This window comes from Pseudomonas sp. WS 5010 (assembly GCF_012985565.1).
Classification (GTDB): domain Bacteria; phylum Pseudomonadota; class Gammaproteobacteria; order Pseudomonadales; family Pseudomonadaceae; genus Aquipseudomonas.
Map to the genome: position 1 here is coordinate 67,262 of NZ_JAAQWQ010000010.1, position 19,585 is coordinate 86,846.

General features: G+C 63.5%; 9 protein-coding genes. 5 read left to right on the forward strand and 4 right to left on the reverse strand.

The annotated features are described in order from the left end of the window. Window positions 1–148: 148 nt before the first annotated feature. The 3 genes from HBO11_RS26055 to HBO11_RS26065 are packed head-to-tail and all read left to right on the forward strand — an operon-like array spanning window position 149 to window position 5,630. Complete coding sequence (locus HBO11_RS26055) at window positions 149–1,390, forward strand: exonuclease SbcCD subunit D C-terminal domain-containing protein (protein ID WP_169955765.1); 1,242 nt, start codon at window positions 149–151, stop codon at window positions 1,388–1,390. Continuing rightward, window positions 1,387–5,025 carry an AAA family ATPase gene (locus HBO11_RS26060; protein WP_169955766.1) on the forward strand — a complete coding sequence of 1,213 codons (3,639 nt, stop codon included), beginning with the start codon at window positions 1,387–1,389 and terminating at the stop codon, window positions 5,023–5,025. The genes HBO11_RS26055 and HBO11_RS26060 overlap by 4 nt, the downstream gene beginning before the upstream one ends. Beyond that, window positions 5,022–5,630, forward strand: coding sequence for a glutathione S-transferase (locus tag HBO11_RS26065; protein WP_169955767.1), 609 nt, complete (start codon window positions 5,022–5,024; stop codon window positions 5,628–5,630). Before HBO11_RS26060 ends, HBO11_RS26065 begins: the two co-directional genes overlap by 4 nt. Window positions 5,631–5,651: 21 nt before the next feature. Here the strand turns inward: HBO11_RS26065 and HBO11_RS26070 are convergent, their stop codons facing one another. The 3 genes from HBO11_RS26070 to HBO11_RS26080 all read right to left on the reverse strand — a co-directional run bounded on the left by HBO11_RS26070 (window position 5,652) and on the right by HBO11_RS26080 (window position 7,439). After that, a complete protein-coding gene (locus HBO11_RS26070) occupies window positions 5,652–5,831 on the reverse strand; it encodes a hypothetical protein (protein WP_169955768.1) in 180 nt (59 codons plus the stop codon). A 155-nt stretch (window positions 5,832–5,986) separates the two neighbouring features. Next, complete coding sequence (locus tag HBO11_RS26075; protein ID WP_169955769.1) at window positions 5,987–7,162, reverse strand: lactonase family protein; 1,176 nt, start codon at window positions 7,160–7,162, stop codon at window positions 5,987–5,989. Continuing rightward, the gene (locus tag HBO11_RS26080) at window positions 7,149–7,439 is read right to left on the reverse strand and encodes a DUF5629 family protein (RefSeq protein WP_169955770.1); all 291 of its coding nucleotides are present in this window, start codon (window positions 7,437–7,439) and stop codon (window positions 7,149–7,151) included. The genes HBO11_RS26075 and HBO11_RS26080 overlap by 14 nt, the downstream gene beginning before the upstream one ends. Before the next feature lie 141 nt (window positions 7,440–7,580). Here HBO11_RS26080 and HBO11_RS26085 point away from each other — a divergent pair, with 141 nt between their 5' ends. Together HBO11_RS26085 and HBO11_RS26090 are read left to right on the forward strand one after the other, a co-directional pair. Beyond that, a complete protein-coding gene (locus tag HBO11_RS26085; RefSeq protein WP_169955771.1) occupies window positions 7,581–12,434 on the forward strand; it encodes a DUF6543 domain-containing protein in 4,854 nt (1,617 codons plus the stop codon). 45 nt (window positions 12,435–12,479) lie between these two features. Continuing rightward, entirely contained in the window at window positions 12,480–17,204 is a 4,725-nt protein-coding gene (locus tag HBO11_RS26090) for a hypothetical protein (protein ID WP_169955772.1), read from the forward strand. A 3-nt stretch (window positions 17,205–17,207) separates the two neighbouring features. Here the strand turns inward: HBO11_RS26090 and HBO11_RS26095 are convergent, their stop codons facing one another. After that, window positions 17,208–19,583: an RND family transporter gene (locus tag HBO11_RS26095; protein ID WP_169955773.1), complete on the reverse strand. Its 2,376-nt coding sequence runs from the start codon at window positions 19,581–19,583 to the stop codon at window positions 17,208–17,210. Window positions 19,584–19,585 lie beyond the last annotated feature (2 nt).

The following is a 19,585-nucleotide window of genomic DNA, read 5'->3' on the forward strand; positions in this document are numbered from 1 at the left end:
CAATAAATGTCTTGGCTGACCCATCGCCATCGCCGGCAAGCCAGCTCCTACAAAGGATGCAGCTTCGCGCTCGGTTCTTGATCTTGGGCGCCTCGTTACCATTTACAGGTAAACTCCGCTCCTTTACCTATTCCCCACGGAGTTCGCCTTGCGTCTGTTTCACACCTCCGACTGGCACCTGGGCCAAAACCTCCACGGCCAGGAACGCGACTTCGAGCACGCTTGTTTCCTCGACTGGCTGCTGGGCCAGATCAAGCTGCACGGCCCCGATGTGCTGCTGATCGCTGGCGATATCTTCGATACGGTCAACCCGCCCCTCAAGGCCCAGGAGCGTCTGTATGACTTCATCATCAACGCCCATGAACAGAACCCCGACCTGACCGTTGTGATGATCGCCGGCAACCACGACTCCGGCTCGCGCATTGAGCTGCCGGCGCCATTGATGCGGCGTTTGCGTACCCATGCCCTGGGCCGGGTGCTGTGGCTGGATGACGGGCAACTGGATGTGGAGCGCTTGCTGATTGCCCTGCCGGACAAAACCGGCGCCGTGGCCGGCTGGTGCCTGGCGCTGCCGTTCCTGCGCCCGGCCGAAGTCACCGGTGCGCTGTTGGGCGACGATTACCTCAAGGGCATCGGCCAGGTGCATGAGCGCCTGATCGCCGCAGCCAACGCCAAGCGCCAGCCGGGCCAGGCGCTGGTTGCCATCAGCCACGCACATATGGCCGGTGGCTCGGTGTCGGAAGACTCCGAGCGCAGCCTGATCATCGGCAATGCCGAAGCGCTGCCGGCCAGTCTGTTCGATGCCAGTGTCAGCTATGTCGCCCTCGGCCACTTGCACAAGCCCCAGCGGGTCAATGGCGAGGAACGCATCCGTTATTGCGGCTCGCCGATCCCGCTGTCGTTTTCCGAAATCGGCTATCAACACCAGATCCTCGACGTGCAACTGGACGGTGCAACCCTGGTCAGCGTCGAACCGCGCCTGATCCCCCGCGCCGTGCATCTGCAACGCCTGGACGCCGCGCCCCTGGCCGAGATCCTCAAGCAACTGGCGCAGTTGCCCGACGTCGATCTGCTGGCCGACACCCAGCGCCAGCCCTGGCTGGAGGTGCGCGTGCGCCTCGACGAACCCCAGCCTGACCTGCGCCAGCAAGTGGAAAACGCCCTGCTGGGCAAGGCCGTGCGCCTGGTGCGCATCGCCGCCGAGTACGCCGGCAGCGGCGCGCGTCAGGACCAAGGCGATGAGCCGTTGATCGAACTCGACCAGCTCACGCCCCAGGAATTGTTCAGCCGCGCCTGGCAGGAAAGCTATGGCAGTGACGTGGACGAACAGACCCTCAAGGATTTCGCCGTGCTGCTCCAGGACGTGCAACACGAGGAGCAACAGCCATGAAGATCCTCGCCATCCGCCTGAAAAATCTCGCGTCCCTGGCCGGGCCGTTCGAAATCGACTTTACCGCCGAGCCCCTGGCCAGCGCCGGGTTGTTTGCGATCACCGGGCCCACCGGCGCCGGCAAAAGTACCTTGCTCGATGCCTTGTGCCTAGCGCTGTTTGGCGCCGTGCCACGCCTGGGCGACACCGGCCAGGCAAAAATGCCCGATGCCGATACCGATATCTCCATCGGCGACCCGCGCACCCTGATCCGCCGCGGTACCGGCGGCGGGTATGCCGAAGTGGACTTTGTCGGCGTCAGCGGCCGGCGCTACCGCGCGCGCTGGGAGGCCAATCGTGCCCGCGACAAGGCCAGCGGCAAGTTGCAGAACAGTCGGCAAAGCCTGATCGACCTGGACAGCGAGCAACTGCTGGCCAGCCAGAAGACCGAATACAAGACGCAACTGGAGCTGGCCCTGGGCTTGAACTTTGAACAGTTCACCCGTGCGGTGCTGCTGGCGCAAAGTGAGTTCAGCGCCTTTCTCAAGGCCAACGATAACGAGCGCAGCGAACTGCTGGAAAAGCTCACCGACACCGCGCTCTACACCCAGTTGGGCCAGCGCGCGTTCATCAAGGCGCGGGAGGCCAAGGAAGCCCACAAGCTGCTGCAAGACCAGGCCACTGGCGTCACGCCGTTGCCGGCCGAGGCCCGCGCCGAGCTGGATCAACAATTGAGCGCAGCCCAGCAGCAACTCAAGACCCAGCAGGCCCAGCTCAAGCAACTGGAACTGCAACACACCTGGCTCAAGGAACTGCACGAGTGGCAGGAGCGCCAACACAGTGCAGTCGAACAATTGCAACAGGCCGAGCAGGCATGGCACACCCAGGGCCCGCAACGCCTGGACTTGAGCCGCCTGGAGCAACTGGCGCCGCAGCGTCATCATTTTGCGCGGCATAGCGAACTGAACGGCCAATTGGAGCCCCTGGCCGCGCAGATCCGCCAGCACCTTGAGCAACAAACCGCCCTGCACGCACGCCAGGAGCAACTGCAACAGCAGCAAGCCAGCGCACACAGCGCCTTGGCCGCCGCGTTGCAACAGCAGACCGAAGCCGTGCCGTTGCTGCGCCAGGCCTTCGAGGAACAAAGCAGCCTCGCCCGCCTGACCCGCGAGCTGGCCCAAAGCAGTGAACAGCAACAACTGGGGCAAGCCGCCTGCACCGAAGGCCAGGCCGCGCTCGACACGTTGCACACTCAGCAGCAACAGGTTGCCAGCCGCCTGCAACAACTGGCGGCGCAACTGGAACGCAGCGCCACCCTCGCGCCCTTGAGCGACGCCTGGAACGCCTACCGCGACCGTCTGCAACAACTGATGCTGATCGGCAATCGCCTGAACAAGGGCCAGGCCGAACTGCCGCAACTGGAAGAACGCGCCAACCGCGCCAGCGAGCAATGGACCCAGCAACGCACGGCCCTGGAGTTGCTGTATCAGGAAGCCGGGGCCGAGCCCCATGCGGTGGCCGAGCAGATCCAGTTGCTCGATAGCCTGCTCAAGGACAATCGCAAGCAGCAACGGGCCTTCGAGGACCTGACGCGGCTGTGGGACAGCCAGCAGCAATTGGACCAACAGCAACAGGAGCTGGCCCAAAGACAGGCCAGCGCCCAGCAACAGCGCGAGCAACTGAACCAGACCGGCCTGCAAGCCAAGGCCGAGCTGACAGTGGCCGAGCAGACCCTGAGCGTGACCAAGCAGTTACTGGAACGCCAGCGGCTGGCACGCAGCGCCAGTGTCGAGGAGCTGCGTGGGCAATTGCAGGATGAGCAACCCTGCCCGGTGTGCGGCAGTGTCGAGCATCCGTATCACCAGCCCGAAGCCCTGTTGCACAGCCTCACGCGCCATGATGAAAGCGAAGAAGCCAATGCGCAGAAAGCGGTCGACACCCTCAAGGAAACGCTCACCGAACTGCGCGCTGCAGTCGGCGGCTTGATCGCCCAGCAAAAAGAATTCCTGCAACAGCAAGAGCAATTGGCGACCCAGCTCCAGGGCCTGGCGCCGAGCCTCGAGGCCCACCCGCTGAGCGCCGCGCTGTTCAACCAGGACAGCGGCAAACGCAGCGCCTGGCTGGCGCAGCAGTTGGGCCAGCTCAGCCAGAGCATCACCCAGGACGAACAGCGCCAGGGCGCCCTGCTCAACCTGCAACAAAATGCCGGGCGCCTGCAGCAACAGCTGCAAGCCGCCCAGGATGCCAGCCAGCAAGCCCGCCAGCAGTTGATCGACCAGCAACGGGAACTGGCCAGCGATCGCGAGCGCCTGGACGAAGAGCTCAATGCTTTCGCCAGCCTGCTCCCGGCCGAGACCCTCGAAGGCCTGCGCACGCAGCCGGCGGCGACGTTCATGCTGCTGGACCAGCAGATCAGCCAGCGCCTGGAGCAGCTTGGCTACCAGAAGGATGAACTGGCCGAGCAGCAACTGCGCCAGCAAGCCATCGAAAAAGAACAGGACCGCCAGCAGCATCGCCAGCAACAATTGGCCGTGCAGCACCAGCAGTTGGCCGAGTTGACCCAGCAACAGCAGGCCACCCAGGAAAAACTCAGCGCCCTGCTGGGCACACATGCCAGCGCCGAGCACTGGCAGCAGCAGCTCGAACAGGCCGTGGAACAGGCCCGTCACAGCGAGACCCAGGCCAATCAACAGTTGCAGGACACCCGCAGCGAACTGATCCAACTGGCCGCCGACCTCAAGGCCCGCCAGGAGCGCCAGCAAGCCCTGGACAGCGAACTCCAGGCGTTGCACAGCCGTATCAGCGAGTGGCGCGCCCAGCATCCGCAGCTCGACGACGCAGGCCTGGCACATCTGCTGGCCTTCGACGAGGCTGGGGTCAGCGAACTGCGCCAGCAGGTACAGCACAGCGAAAAAGCCATCGAACAGGCCAAGGTCCTGCTGCAAGAACGCGAGCAACGCCTCAAGGACCACCAGGCCCTGCACAACGGCAACCTTGACGCCGAACAGCTGGACAGCGCCCTGGCCGAGCTGAACCAGCAACTGCTTGGCGGCGAAAAACACTGCGCCGAACTGCGCGCGCAACAAGCCGAAGACCAGCGGCGCCAGGACGCCAACCAGAGCCTGGCGCTCACCACCGCCAAGGCGTATGAGGAGTGGCAGCGCTGGGCGCGGCTCGATGCACTGATCGGCTCGGCCACCGGCGACAAGTTCCGCAAGTTCGCCCAGGCCTACAACCTCGACCTGCTGGTACACCACGCCAACGTGCAACTGCGCCAACTGGTGCGCCGCTACCGCCTCAAGCGCGGCGGCAGCATGCTGGGCCTGCTGGTACTGGACACGGAAATGGGCGATGAACTGCGCTCGGTGCATTCGCTGTCCGGCGGCGAGACGTTCCTCGTCTCCCTGGCACTGGCCCTGGGGCTGGCGTCGATGGCCTCCAGCACGCTGAAGATCGAGTCGTTGTTTATCGATGAAGGCTTCGGCAGCCTGGACCCCGAATCCCTGCAATTGGCCATGGACGCCCTCGACGGCTTGCAGGCCCAGGGGCGCAAGGTGGCGGTGATTTCCCACGTACAGGAAATGCACGAACGAATTCCGGTGCAGATCCAGGTCAAGCGCCAGGGCAATGGGTTGAGCACCCTGGAGGTGAAATGAGCGAAGGGGTGTTGTATTCGTTTCGCCGCTGCCCCTACGCCATGCGCGCGCGGATGGCCTTGCGCTATTGCGCGGTGGCGGTGCAGGTGGTCGAAGTCAGCCTCAAGGCCAAGCCGGCGCAGATGTTAGCGCTTTCGCCCAAGGGCACGGTGCCGGTGTTGAGTGTGGGCGGCCAGGTGCTCGACGAGAGCCTGGCGATCATGGGCTGGGCATTGGCGCAGCATGATCCCGAAGATTGGCTGCTCAAGGAGGATCCGGCGGCGCAGGGGCTGATGGCAGCGTTGATTGCAGAGAATGACCAGGCCTTCAAGGAGCATTTGAATCGCTACAAATACGCCGAGCGCTACCCGGAGCAGCCGATGGAACACTATCGGGCCGAGGGCGAGGTGTTTTTGCGCAAGCTTGAAGGATTGCTGACGCAGCGCGACTACCTGCTGGCCGATCACCTGAGCCTGGCGGATGTGGCGCTGGCGCCGTTTGTGCGCCAGTTTGCCCATGTGGACCGGGAGTGGTTTGCAACGACGCCTTATGTGCACTTGCAGCAGTGGCTGGAGCGGTTTTTGGCGTCGCCGCTGTTTGTCCAATCCATGGCCAAAAACCCGTAGCCACGGTGCAGCCTTGGCGTGTCAGCCTTGGGTCTTGTGATCCAGGGCGGCATAGAAGTTGGCGCTCTGTTGCAGGTATTTCTGGGTGTAGGCGCTGGTGCTGGATTTTTTGCTGCTGATCTCCACGCTGGCGCTGGCTGGCAAGGCCACGGTGGCGGAAACAGCGGAGGCGGCGATGATCGAGAAGAGATTGAAGTTCATGGCGGTAACCCTTGTGTTCAGTTGGCTGGATGGCTTGTGAAGGCCTTGGAGCAAACTTACGCCTGGGTTCCGGCTGGCTGAAATGCTTTGAAACAGTAGCCGTTATCACTGGGATTGATACAAGGAGTCAGGCCCCGCACGGCGGGGCCTGTGGCTTATTGACGCACCAGGAACTTGAGGTCGCTGGGGGCATCAATCGGCAGTTTTTGTACGGTTTTGCCCAGTTGACCGGTCTGGGTGTCACGCGCGATCACCACAATCTGGTTGCTCTTCTGGTTGGCAATCAGCAAGAACTTGCCGCTCGGGTCGAGGCTGAACTCACGGGGATGGTCGCCTTCCACCGTGCGGCGCTGGATCTCTGTGAGCTGCGCGGTGGCAGGATCAATGGCAAACACCACGATCTGGTTGGCGGTGCCACGATTGCTGACGTAGAGGAACCTGCCATCGCTGGAAGCGTGCAGCGCAGCGCCAGCCTTGTCCGACAGCGGCTGCCCGGCGGCAAAGTCCACCAGTTGGCGCTGGGTCAGCCTGCCGTCCTGGTAGTCGTACACCGCCACCTGCGCGCTCATCTCGGTGGTCAGCCAGGCATGCTTGCCATCGGCGCTGAACAACAGGTGGCGCGGGCCACTGCCCGGCGGTAACTGCACGAAAGCCGGATCAGCCGGGGTCAGCGGCTGTTCGTGGTTGGCCTTGGGGTCGTAGCGGTAGGCAAAGACCTTGTCCGCCCCCAGGTCCTGCACAAACACGTACTTGCCATCGGGTGACGACACCACTGAATGCACGTGGTTGGACGCCTGGCGCTCAGGGTTGACCCGGCTGGCCGGGTGCGCGCTCAGTTGCACCGGCGGCGACAGCTTGCCTGCGGCATCCACCGGCAGGACGGCCAGGCTGCCGCCCGGATCTTCCAACACCGAATAGTTGGCGACAAACAGGTAGCGCCCATCGGCGGCCAGACTGGAATGGGTGGGTTCGTTGCCCAGGCTCTGCACCTGATTGACCAGGGTCAGTTGCTGGTTGGCCGGGTCAATGCGGTAGCTGCTCACGCGCCCCACCGGGTCTTGTTGGCCGGGGCCGTTTTCATTGACCACGAACAGGTGTTGCTGGTCCTGGGACAGGGTCAGCCAGGACGGGTTCTGCGCCTTGGCCGCCAGCACCGGCGCGCCGCTGAGCTGGCCGGTACGGCTGTCGAACTGCAGGCGGTAGATACCTTCGCTGGTACCTGCCGTGTAGCTGCCCACCAGCAGTGCAAAGGTCTCGAGCGGCGCGGCCTGGGCCGACATCGCGCCGACACTGCCGGCCATCAGCAGGGGCCAGAATTTACGCATCAGCATGTTCGTCGTCCTCGTCTTCGTTGCTGCCAGTGATGGCGCTCAGGCACACCAGGCGGTGCTCGCCCGAGTCACCGCTGAGGGTCCAGCTTTGCAAGGTTTCATCGAACGTCGCGGCCTGCACCTGGGCGATGCTGAACGTCCAGCGTTTCTCGGCCCGACCGTCCATGCTCTTGATCAGTAACTGCCGATCATCGAAGGTGAAATCAAAGGCATGCAGCCCATCGATTACGAGCATGTCGCTGGTTGCAAGTTCAGTGGCCAGGGTAGCAGCAGTCATCAGGATCATTCATCAGTGGAAAAACGTTGATGATAGGCCAAACCGTGGTCGCCGTCGTGTCGCGATAACCGGCTACCACACTGCGGCCCCAGCGGCTTGCCATTCTGCCGGAGAACCCCATCGCGCAGAACGGAACCTCTTATGCCCGACACTTTACCCGCCCCACCCCCTGGCCCATTGCTGTTCACTCACCGCAGCAACACCCCGGCCCTGGCCGTCGCCCGCCAATTCGCCGATCGCCCGACCTTGCGTCAGGTGGTCGAACACCACCTGCAGGAACGCCTGCTGGAACAGTTCCCGGCGCTGGCCCTGGACCTGTCCACCGTCAAGCTGGCGACCCCCAACCAAAAACGCGGCTGGGACCTCAGGCGCCTGAGCGATGTGGTCCTCGACCACCTGGGCAATGGCACGCCCCTGAACCTGACCCAGGTCATCGACGAACGCCGCTGCTTTCTCTCCCAGCAGCCACCCTCACGCCTGACCTATGAAGCCAATGGCCCGCGCGAACCGGACATGACGGTCATTGAACGGTTGATCGTGGACCTGCCCTTTACCCTGCCGATCGCTTTCCAGCAGGCCCTGACGAACTACTGGAACCTCAGCGCAGACACCCGCGCCAGCCGCTGGCAATGGCTCGGCGACCTGTTGGCCGATAACCTGAAAAGCACCGCAAGCCTGCTGCCGGCAGGCCCAACCCGGGACATGCTGTTTGACCTGACCCGCCAACCTGACCGGCGCGAGCGCCTGGCCGGGCCTGCGGGCATCGTGTACGCCTACTGCCTGGAGGCTTGCGTCGTCAGCCCGGGCAGCGATGCCCGCCTGTTGAGCACCGACCTGCTGTTGGTACAAGGCCCTCGGATCCTGCTGTGCCAGGCCTCGGGCAATGTGGAGCCGTATGCTTCATTGGAGGCGTTCACCCAGGCCTGGGGCCAACGCCTGGCCAGCCGCTTGCAGGTCGACAAAGTCGTGGTCAAGCGCTACGAACCCGATGGCAATCTCTTCGATACCCAGGCGGCCCTGCTGCTCAACCAGCAATTGGACGACCTCCAAGCCATCCAACTGCCGGCCGCCGAGGGCGTACGCGCCCTGGAGCAGCAGTTCGCCGAGGCCACCGACCCGGCACTCGCCTTGCGCGCCGCCCCCGCGCCAGACCCGACGCATCAACCCGCCCTCCAGGCAGCGTTGCCGTCCTGGCTGCAGGCGGCCAGCGCCGAACAGCGCTTTGCCTATCGCCAAGAGCTGCTGGAACAGGCGCGCCTGCAACGCAAAACCGAAGGTGCGTCCTTTCTGGACGGCGTCGAAAACCTGCAGGCCTTTACCACCCGCATCCTGCGCGAGCAGATGCGCCGTGACCACCCCGAGTCCAGCGTGGAACCGGACAACCTGGAACTGACCTTCCATGTCCCGGTCGGTGACATCCACAGCGGCTACCTGGCCCCGGTGCGCATGAGCCTGACGGCACTGGCCATCAACAACCTGGCTGCGGCGCCACAGGGCCGGCTAACCCTTCGGGACACATCGGGGGCGGCCGTCCCGGACTGGCTGACCGAGGACTACATACTCGGGGAAAAAGGCCTGTTCCATAGCACCCCCGGGCTGATCCGCCAGGTGGACGTTGGCCAACACTATCCGCAGAAAATCCGCGAGCTGCTGCTGGGGGACAGCCCCGGGATACGCCGGCGCGAGGTGCTGTTCGGCGACGAACTGGCCGTGCAACTGCCACGCCAGGCCCTGGAACTGGCAATACGCGGGCAACAGGGGTTCACCTTCCTCGGTTATCGCTACGTCAAGGCCGTGCTGCACCGCAGCGCGCCGCAGCGGGAGGTGGATGCCCAGGACATCGTGATCCGCCCGCTGGCCTTCGCCCGCAAACCCGGGGCGCTGCCGGATATCGTCAGCAATATATTTATCATCGAGCCCCGGGATATCGACGCCGGGCCAGCGATTCTCTACCGCCCGCTGTACCAGGACGCGTTGCAGCAATTCAGCCAGCGCGCGGCCCTGTTCGATGCCATCGCCGCGCCCGGGGCCTTGCAAGACAGCGTGCTGGCCTGGATGTCGGACCAGGCCCGGCCGATCTACAGCCACGGCGGTTTCCATAGCCCGCATATCCTGCGTTTCGGCCAGGGCGACGACACCGTGCAGTGGCCCGCGCCGCCCCCGGCACAGTTGGCGCAGGACACCAACGGTGGGCAAATCCCCGGGTCCCTGGCCCAGTCCCTGGCCACCGGCAACCTGACCCAGTACCTGTACGGCAGCAATGCCCGGGCACTGGTGGACCTGGCCGACCGGGACGCGGTATCCAATACCGAAAGTCGCTGGGCGGTGCTGCTCGAAGGTGGCTGGCTGCTGTTCAACGCCTTGCTGTTGCCGCTGCTGCGCGGGCCGGCGATGGTCGCAGGCTGGATGGTGCAACTGGCGGTCAGCCTGCGGCACGATATTGCGGCCCTGCAAGGCGAGGATGACGCCGCGAGGGAGCTGGCCTGGGTCGATGTGCTGCTCAATATCGGCCTGATTCTGTTGCATGTAGCCTCCCGCCCCCCTGAATGGCTGGCGCACGACAGCGAGCCGCCCTTGCCGCTGACTCTCGCAGCGCTACGCCGCCCGGCGGGCGCGACCCAGCCGGCCATCACGATCGAGCTGGGCCCGGTGGGCCTGCCCGCCGAACCACCGGCCGGCGACCAGACCCTGGTGGATTTTGTCCACTCCAACGCGCGCGACAGCAGCCGCCGCCGCCTGCTCGATGCCTTGCGCGAGCTGCATGTACCCTGGCCGGTGCCGACCCCGTTGCCCCTGGAGATCGGTGATTTCAAAGGGTTGTACCGCATCGGTCAACAGTGGCACGCCTCGGTGGCCGGCCTGCTGTTTCGGGTGAATATCGTGCCGGACCTGGGCGAAGTGTCCCTGATTCATCCGCAAAAACCGCAACATCCTGGGTTCGCGCTCACGCGTAATGCCCAAGGCCACTGGGTCCTGGATCTGGGCCTGAAACTGCGCGGTGGTGGGCCGAAGAACCGGTTCAAGGCCAAGCTGGCGCAAATCGCTCAGCAACGCACCCAGGCCTCGGATGAGATCAATCGCATCAGTGACGAGGTCAGCGCCCTGATCAAACGCCTGCAACCCATCGACCGGGTGCTGGAGGCTGCCCGACTGAAGTTCGAGACCGCCCACAATGCCCTGGGCGAGGCCCGCAACCGCTTGCGCAGTGCCCCTGACGACCCGGCGCGGGTGGCCGAACACCGCAACAGCGTGGCACAACGCTCCTGGGCCAGGACCGGGTTCCAGGCCTTTCAGGAGCGCTTTGACCAGGCCGCCGCCCAGTTGCTGCAACAACGACGCCTGCTGATCGAGGCCTACGGGCAGATGAAGGCCGTTGACAGCCACTTCGACTATGAGGGCCAGTGCGTGGAGCAATACCAGTCGATGCTGGCCACCGATGAGATACGCGTCAGCCAACTGGCCTCCCTGTATCTGGCAAGCTTTGTCTCCGAGCACGGCGAATCGCTGATCGAACTGCAAGGCACGGCGCACGATACGGCGGCGGTGCACTATGTCAAAGACCTGCTGGAGACTAATTTTGCGGTTTCCGAGCGTCATGCCCAGGCAATGCTTGCCATCGAGAACACCCTGGAGGAGATGGCCGCGCGCTTGAAGACCGGCCCTGCGCAGCGCCTCAAATACCTCAATGGTCATCCCAAGCGCCGCTTCTACAACCGCCTCAACGCCACCCTCGAATCCCTGGATGTGCTGACCGATTTGAGCATTGACCAGACGGTTGCGGCCACCACGCCCCAGGAACAGTACTTCCTGGAGCGCCATGACCACTTGCAATCCTCGTTGTCGTCCCTGGAAGACTCGCACCTGGACCTGCTGACCACCGAGGGGTTCACCTCCACCGAGCGCAAGGAGGTGTTGACCAACCTGATCCAGCACTACAACCGGCGCCTGCAGATTTATCAGAGCCTGCTGGAGCTCGACTCGCCCCTGGCCCACCCACGGTATATGCCGCTGTTGATCGAGCGGTTGTACACCGTGCGTGATAGCGCCGAGGCTGATCTGGCTGCGTTGTTGCGTGAAGATGAGTTCCTCCCGCCCCAACCGGGCGCCTTCAAGCCGGTACGGGCACCGTCAAGGACCAAGCGCGTGTTCAAGTCACGGGACAAGGGGGCCCTGGTGGGCGATCTGGAACCGGCCCAGCGCGACCTACCCTTCCCCACCATCGTGACCCGCAATCCCATCACCCAGCAGATCAGTGGGCGTTTCATGGAGCAGCCCCAGGAAGGCTGGGTGGAGATCATCGAGGCCAAGCCCACCCCACCCGCCAAGCCCACCCAGGTGCCGGCGCTGGCGACCTTGCGCAGCCAGGCGCAACGGCTGCTGGAGGAAGTGCCGGCTATCGAGCGCTCCATCGAGTTCCAGAAAAAGAAACTCAGCGACCCTTCGCGCCGCGATGAACTCAACCCCCAGGACTGGCGCGACATGCTCGTGCACCAGGCCGAACGCCTGGAAACGGTGGCGGCCGGGCTGGCCCAGCACCACGGGGGCAAGCCCGACATGCTCCAGACCGTAGAGCGCCTGCGCCTGCGGGCCGTCGAACTGCGCGCACAAGGCACACAACACTGCATCGAGGGCTACAAGGCGCAACGCCCGCGCCAGGAAAATATCGAATTCCTGCGCGCCCACGCCGCGATCGACATCGGCCTGGTCCACGGCCCGCAACGCACCGCGGCCAAGGACTACGTGTCGGAGTTCGCCGTGCGCGAGAAGAACCGCCTTACGGTGCTGTGGTATGCCCACTTTCACTACCCCCAGGCCGACAGCGTGCCAGGCGCCTACACCGCCGCGCACCTCAAGCGCCCCGAACAGCGCTTTGTGACCCTGCGGGACCTGATCGCCCAGGCTGGTGCAGACAGCCAGGCCATCGTGCGAGACCTGTACCACCCGATCACCGCGCCGCTTGACAAACGCCTGTTCCTCAGCCTGGTGCCCGCCTAGAACCCGGCCATGAAGGGCAACGACTGCCAATAAAAAAGGATGTTTATGCAAACCCTCACCCCCTCCTCTATCGCCCATGCCGTGAGCGCTCAATTTGCTGATCGCCCGACGCTGGAAACGGTAATCCGCCAACAACTCGCGTCGGCCATCGGCGCCAAATACCCCACGTTGACGATAGACCTGAGCCGCACTCGCCTGGCCCGGCCGCAACGCCGCAGTTGGCTGTTACAGCCATTTATGGCAGTGGTTCAGGATGCGCTGGCCAGTGGCATCGCGCTGGACTTCAGCGACGTGGACAACGTGCCCTGGTACCTCTCGGACGAGCCGCCAAAACGCCTGAAACTGCCCGGTTTGAGCCGGGAAAACCTCGATATGCAGGTCATCGCCAGCCTGATTGGCGAACTGCCCCAGACCCTGCCCATCGCCCTGCAAAATGCCTTGGCCGACTATTGGGACGCCGGTCATTGGCGCTGGCTTGCGCACGTACTGATGGACACCTTGCGCGTTTGCGCCCTGCGTCACACAAGCCTGGATGCACAGGCGCAGGAGGCGGTCGACCAACTGGTCACCCTCCCCGACCGTGAAGCGCGGATCGCCCGCCATGGCCAAGGTGTGGTGTTCGCCTATGGCCTGGAAGTCACCCTCAAAAGCGCGGAACAGAGCAGCCACCTGCTGAGCCCGGAACTGGTGTTGATCCGTACCGTGCAAGGCAAGACGCCGGCGCTGCTGTGCAGCCCCGGCGGTGGCATTGAAGCGTTTGCCTCCATGGATGCGTTGGTCCAGGCCTACGGCCAGCGCCTGGGTAGTCAATATCAGGTCGACGATATCCTCATCCAGCGCTACGAGCCCGACGGCGATATCTTCGAGCACCAGGCAGCAATGATCCTCAATCGCCAACTGGCAGACCTGGGCAACCTGCGCCTGCCCACGGCCCAGCCCTTCAGCGCCTGGCAGGCGCTGTATGCTGAACTCACCGATCCCGGGCGGTTTTTGCGCGACTCACCGGCCGCCCCACTCCAGGCCCTGGATACCCTGCGCCAACACCTGCCGAGCTGGCTGCTACAGGCCAGCGTCGACGACCGCGCGACTTACCGGCGGTATGCCCTGGCACTGGCCAGCGCCAAACAGCGCGGCGGCGGGCGCCACTTTTTCAGTGATCTGGACGATATCCGCACCTTCACCGTCAAGGCCCTGCTGCAAGCCCTGCAACACGACGCGGTGACCTTCGACTCCCTGTTGCCTACGCCACCGTCTGTCGCCGCCCTGCACCCCGACGACCTGCAACTGACCTTCACTGTCACCTCGGGCTATCCGGGCGCCGTCGGAATTATCCGCCACGAGCGCATGAGCCTTACGGACATGGCCATCGACAACCTGGCCAGCCGCCCCAGCGGCACCGTGACCTTGAGCAATCGCCATGGCCTGGCGCTGCCGTCCTGGCTGACCGCCGACTATTTGATGGGCGCCGGTGGCCTTATTGAAAAGGTCGATATCGGTCAGCACTACCCGCGCCTGCTGGAGCAGCACCTGTTGGGCGACAGCCCCGGGGCGCAGCAGCGTGAAACGTTGTTTGCCGATCAGCAGGCCGCGCAATTGCCGTTGCTGGCGCTGGAGTTGTGCCTCAAACAACAGGCCGGCGTGAGCCGCCAGGGCGCACGCCTGGTGGCCGCGCTGATGCAGGGCAATGTTGCCGAGCAGCAGGTCGACAACCGCCAGGTGGTGATCCGCCATTTGGCGTTGGTACGGGCCCCTGGCGCCCCTGCCGACAGCGTCTGCAACATGTACCTGATCGAAGCGTTGAACGCCGATGTCGGCCCTCATCTGCTGTATCGCCCGTTGTATGCCCAAGCGCTTCAGGAATTCGCCAGCCGCCAGACGCTGTTCGAGGCCATCGCCCAGCCCGGCGAGCTACAGGACAGTGTGCTGACCTGGCTAAGTGACAGCGCCCGGCCGATTTATGCCCACGGCGGGTTCCGTGAGCCGCACTACCTGCGCTTCGGCCAGGGCGATGAATTTGCGCCCTTGAGCAAGCCGGTGCCGGCGACCCTGTCCCGCGATGGCATCAACGAGGAATTGCAACAATGCCTGGCCACCGGGCGCCTGATGAGCTACCTGTTCAGCGACCATGCCCGCGCCCTGGTGCAACAGGCCAACCGCGAGTCGGTGTCCAACAGCGAGAGCCGCTGGCAGGTACTGCTGGAGGGTAGCAGCCTGTTGTTCGGCAATCTGTTGCTGCCATTGTTGCGCGGGCCGGCGATGCTCACTGGCTGGCTGCTGGGCCTGATGGCCAGCCTGGGCCAGGACATTGCGGCACTGGCCGCCGAGGATCAGCAGCAGCGCGAGCTGGCAGCAGTTGATCTGCTGCTCAATCTCGGCCTGCTGCTGTTCGAGGCGGCTCCCGAGGTGACGGCGTCTTACCCGCCCCTGGCTGCCGGGCTCAAGGCGCGTGCACTGCCTTCGGCGCTCGCCCCGCGTATTGCCGAACAATGGCCGATGCCCCTGGCACCGACGATTCGCGAGGGAGCCGTGACCCTGCCGGGCATGTTGCCGGACACCAGCCGCAATGTGTTGGACTTCAGTTTCGCGCAGACCCGTCAACGCCTGACGCCTGCCCAGCGCGTGCGGCTGAGCAGTTTCAAGGCCATCCGGCCGACGCCCCTGCCGCGCCCCGTGCTGAATGGGCCACGCAAGGGGCTGTACCTGGTTGAAAACATTTGGCACGCCGAGGCGAATGGCGAATGGTTGCAAGTGACCCTGGGGCCGGAGGGCGACATCAGGGTCGTCGCCCCTGGCGATACCACCCGCAGCGGCCCTTACCTGCGCAGCGATGCCAACGGCGTGTGGTCGGTAGATACCCGCCTGCGCCTGCGAGGTGGCATGCCCCCCAGGCGGATCGCCGCCGAACGTCAGCGACGGGCTGAGCGGATCAGCCAACTGACGCGTTCTTACGAACAGTTCATCCAGGGGCAGGTGGTCCGGCAAAAACGGATCGAGATTATCCTGGGAGTGATGACCAGCACCGCCGAAGACCCACGCTTTGGCGAAGCGCAACAGGCTGACAGTCGCCAACGCTTCGATACGGCCCTGCAGGAACAGACATTGGAATACCAGCAGCAGTTGGACAGCCTCAAAGAACGCAGCGAGCTGGGGATTGCCTTGCCACCCGAGTCGGTGGCGAGCTTGCTGGAAAATATCGTCAACAACACGCGCAAGCATGTGGTGGTGGCCAAGAAAGATCGCGACGCGCTGTACCGCAACAACAGACACTTCACGTTCCGAGGAGAACGCCTGGCCGAGGCTGTGTTCGGTAACTTTGCAGCTTACCGGCGGTTCATCCGGGAAATGATTGTCATCAATGAGCGTTCGATCCACTGGCTGGAGCAGCGTGATCGTTACCTGGACCAACTGTTCAACCTGGGCAACGCCGGCAGCGAACACTACCGCCGCCTGACCTGGGACCGTCCCCAGGAAATCAGCGCCCTGGCCGTCAAGGACTTGCTGATACGCAACTACGCACTGATGACCCACAACCACCCGGATCATCCACTGGTCAATGTACTGATCGACATCCTTGAACCCCTGCAGGAACACTTGCGTACCCACAGTGAGCTGAACGATCTGGAACTGACGGCCGAGGACCGCGTCAGCGTGCTGGAAAGCCTGGTGGAGCACTATGGCCGGGGCCTGGATTCGTTGCAGGGGGTCGGCATCGTCAAAGCCGATGAGCTGGACAGCGAGCATTTTGCCAAATTGCTCAAGCTGGTGGAGGGGCTGTACCAGGACGCGGCCCAGCAACTGGCCAGCGAAATCAAACCCGTCGCCCAGCCACCCAGGCGCCCGAGCCGGCGCAACCCGGCGGTGGCCGGCAAGCCGCTGAAAAAAGTCATCCGCACCCCGAAAAAAGGCACGTTTATCGGTGAGGTCAAACCCGTGGGCAGCGTGGAAACCGTCGAAGTACGCTCCCAGGTCAATGACGAGCTGCTGGGCCTGTATTCACAGCGGGGCGAGCAATGGATCGCATACAAAGAAGCATCGCCCCCGCGCTCTCCGGCGGCACCGCGCGCGCTGAACCTGGTCAAGGGTGAGGCCCGCAAACTGCTGGCCATGCTTGAAGAGCACCTCAAGCGTGGCGAGCAATACAAGAAGATTTCCCGGCACCCGGAAGAGGTCCAGGAGGTGCTGCAGTATGAGTCGACGCGCTATGACAAGCTGGCCACCGAGCTGCACCAGGCGATCCAGGCCCAGCCCGTCGAAGCCCGCACACCGGCTGACCAGACCCTGGAAAATGACATGCGCCAGGCCGCGGCCCGCCTGAGTGAGCGTGGCCAGGCGCTACGCATCCAACTGTGCCTGGAACTGCCGCCAACCCACGGCAACCTGGAATACCTGATCGAGCAGAAACACGCCAATATGGCGTTGCTGGGCGAGCGTATCCAGTTAAGCGGCGAGCGCCGGGACTTCGTCCAGGAGTATGCCGTCAACGACCCGCACGGTTACCCGTTGTGGTACGCCCACTTCCACTACCCGGCAGCCGATACGCCCAAGGAACACTACACCGCCGCCCACCTCAAGACACGCGAGCAACGCCGGGTCGGCTACTACTCGCAACTGGCCAGGGCACAAAGCCCCCAGGCGGTCGTGGATGTACACCGTGTGTTTGATTGGCAAGGCGTTGGCCGAGCGGTGGTTCCTGCCATTGGCCACCTGACAGGGCACACACGCTCGCGGGTGACAACAGGCCCTTGGGGACAAGGGCCTTGCCTGCGGTAAGGCTCAGTGGGCAAACAGCGAATTGCCCTTCTGCCCCGCCAGTTTCTCCGGTTTGATCAGGAACCGCGCCAGGGCCGGCAGCAGCCACAGTGCACCGAACATGTTCCACAGCAGCATGAAGGTCAGCATCAGGCCCATGTCGGCCTGGAACTTGATGGCCGAGAAGATCCAGGTGCACACGCCGATCGCCAGGCACAGGCCGGTGAACAGTACGGCTTTACCGGTGGATTTGAGGGTCTGGTAATAGGCTTCCTGCAACGGCAAACCGGCGCGCAGGAAGCTTTCCAGGCGGCTGTAGATGTAGATGCCGTAGTCCACGCCAATCCCCACGCCCAGTGCCACCACCGGCAAGGTCGCGACCTTGACGCCGATGCCCATGAATGCCATCAGCGCGTTGCCCAGCACCGAGGTCAGCACCAGCGGCAATACGATGCACAGGGTCGCGGCCCAGGAACGGAAGGTGATCATGCACATGGTCGCCACGCACAGGTAGACCAGGATCAGGATGGTCAGCTCGGCTTCCTTGATCACCTCGTTGGTAGCCGCTTCGATCCCGGCGTTGCCCGCGGCGAGGATGAACTCCAGGCCTTCCTTGTTGTTTTCCTTGGCGAAGTCCTGCACCGCATGCACCGCACGGTCGAGGGTCTCGGCCTTGTGGTCGTTGAGGAACACCAGCACCGGCGCCAGGGAGCAATTGTTGTTGTACAGGCCATCGGCACGGGCGATGGAGTTGTTCAACACATCCGGGTTACGGGACAGGGTTTCCCATTTCAGGTTGCCCTCGTTCATGCCCTTGATCATCTGCTTGGACACGGTCACCAGGGAGATCGCCGACTGCACGCCCTCGGTGTTCTGCATTTTCCACATCAACTGGTCGATGGGCGCCATGGCTTCGTAGCGCGAGCAGCCTTCTGCGGGGGTTTTGACCATCACTACCAGCACATCGGAGCTGGTGGAGTAGTTGTTGATGATGAAGTTGTTGTCTTTGTTGTAGCGCGAGTCCGGGCGCAGCTCCGGGGCACCCTGGTCGAGGTCGCCGATCTTCAGGTTCTGGCTGTACCACAGGCCGCCACCGAAGGCGACCAGGGCCAGGGCAATGGAGATGGGCGCGACTTTCGGGCTGGCAAAGTTCGACAGCAGGCGCCAGAACGGATGATCGCGGTTGGCGTCCTTTTTGCTCTTGGCAATCGCACGTTTGCTGATACCCACATAGGAGATCGCGACCGGCAGCAGGATCAGGTTGGTGAACACGATCACCGCCACGCCGATGGAGGCGCCGATGGCCAGTTCGCGGATCACGCCAATATCGATGATCAGCAGGGTGATAAAGCCCACCGCGTCCGCAAGAATCGCGATCATCCCTGGCAGGAACAGTTGCCGGAACGTACGGCGGGCCGCCGTCAGGGCGTTGTCGGCCTCACTGGATTGCAGGGCGATGCCGTTGATTTTCTGCACACCGTGGGAGATGCCGATGGCAAAGATCAGGAACGGTACCAGCATCGAGTACGGATCCAGGCCGAACCCGAAAAAGTGCATCAGGCCCAGTTGCCAGACCACCGCCACCAGCGTGGTACTCAACACCGCGATGGTGCTGCGCACGCAGTTGGTGAACCACAGCAGCAGCACCAGGGTGATCACGAACGCAACGCCGAAGAACAGCACCACCATGATCAGGCCGTCGATCAGGTCGCCCACTTTCTTGGCGAACCCGACGATATGGATCTGGACGTTGGGGTTCTGCTCCTGGAACTTGGTGCGGATCTTGTCTTCCAGTTCGTGGGAGAACTTCTGGTAGTCCAGGGCCAGCAATTTTCCCTGGTCCTGCGGGTCCGGGTAGGACTCCAGCAGCGGGATATCGACGATGCTCGACTTGAAGTCGTTGGCCACCAGGCGCCCCACCTGCCCGGACTTGAGCACGTTGTTGCGCAACTGGTCGAGGCTTTCCGGCGAGCCGTTGTAGCTCTGCGGGATCACTTCGCCGCCGGCGAAGCCCTCCTCGGTCACTTCGGTCCAGCGCACGCTGGGGCTCCACAGGGACTTGAGGCCGGAGCGGTCGACGCCGGAAATGTAGAACACTTCGTCGTTGATCTGGCGCAGGGTCTCCATGTACTCCTTGGAGAAGATGTCACCGTCCTTGGCCTCCACCGAGATACGCACGGTGTTGCCCAGGTTTGCCAGGTCGTTGCGGTGCTCCATCATCTTTTCGATGAAGGGGTGTTGCAGGGGGATCATTTTTTCGAAGCTGGTGGACGGGCGAATCAACGTCGCCTGCCAGAACAGGAAGATGCTCACCAGCAGGCAGATCACGATCACTGCCGGGCGGTTATTGAAGATCAGGCGCTCAAGAAAGGTCGCTTTATCGTTGTGATGACTGCTCATTC

Excerpts from the sequence above, each read along its gene's own strand:
- HBO11_RS26095 (WP_169955773.1), bottom strand. The coding sequence starts at position 19,583 with ATGAGCAGTCATCACAACGATAAAGCGACCTTTCTTGAGCGCCTGATC.
- HBO11_RS26080 (WP_169955770.1), bottom strand. The coding sequence starts at position 7,439 with ATGACTGCTGCTACCCTGGCCACTGAACTTGCAACCAGCGACATGCTC.
- HBO11_RS26070 (WP_169955768.1), bottom strand. The coding sequence starts at position 5,831 with ATGAACTTCAATCTCTTCTCGATCATCGCCGCCTCCGCTGTTTCCGCC.
- HBO11_RS26065 (WP_169955767.1), top strand. The coding sequence starts at position 5,022 with ATGAGCGAAGGGGTGTTGTATTCGTTTCGCCGCTGCCCCTACGCCATG.
- HBO11_RS26090 (WP_169955772.1), top strand. The coding sequence starts at position 12,480 with ATGCAAACCCTCACCCCCTCCTCTATCGCCCATGCCGTGAGCGCTCAA.
- HBO11_RS26060 (WP_169955766.1), top strand. The coding sequence starts at position 1,387 with ATGAAGATCCTCGCCATCCGCCTGAAAAATCTCGCGTCCCTGGCCGGG.
- HBO11_RS26085 (WP_169955771.1), top strand. The coding sequence starts at position 7,581 with ATGCCCGACACTTTACCCGCCCCACCCCCTGGCCCATTGCTGTTCACT.
- HBO11_RS26075 (WP_169955769.1), bottom strand. The coding sequence starts at position 7,162 with ATGCTGATGCGTAAATTCTGGCCCCTGCTGATGGCCGGCAGTGTCGGC.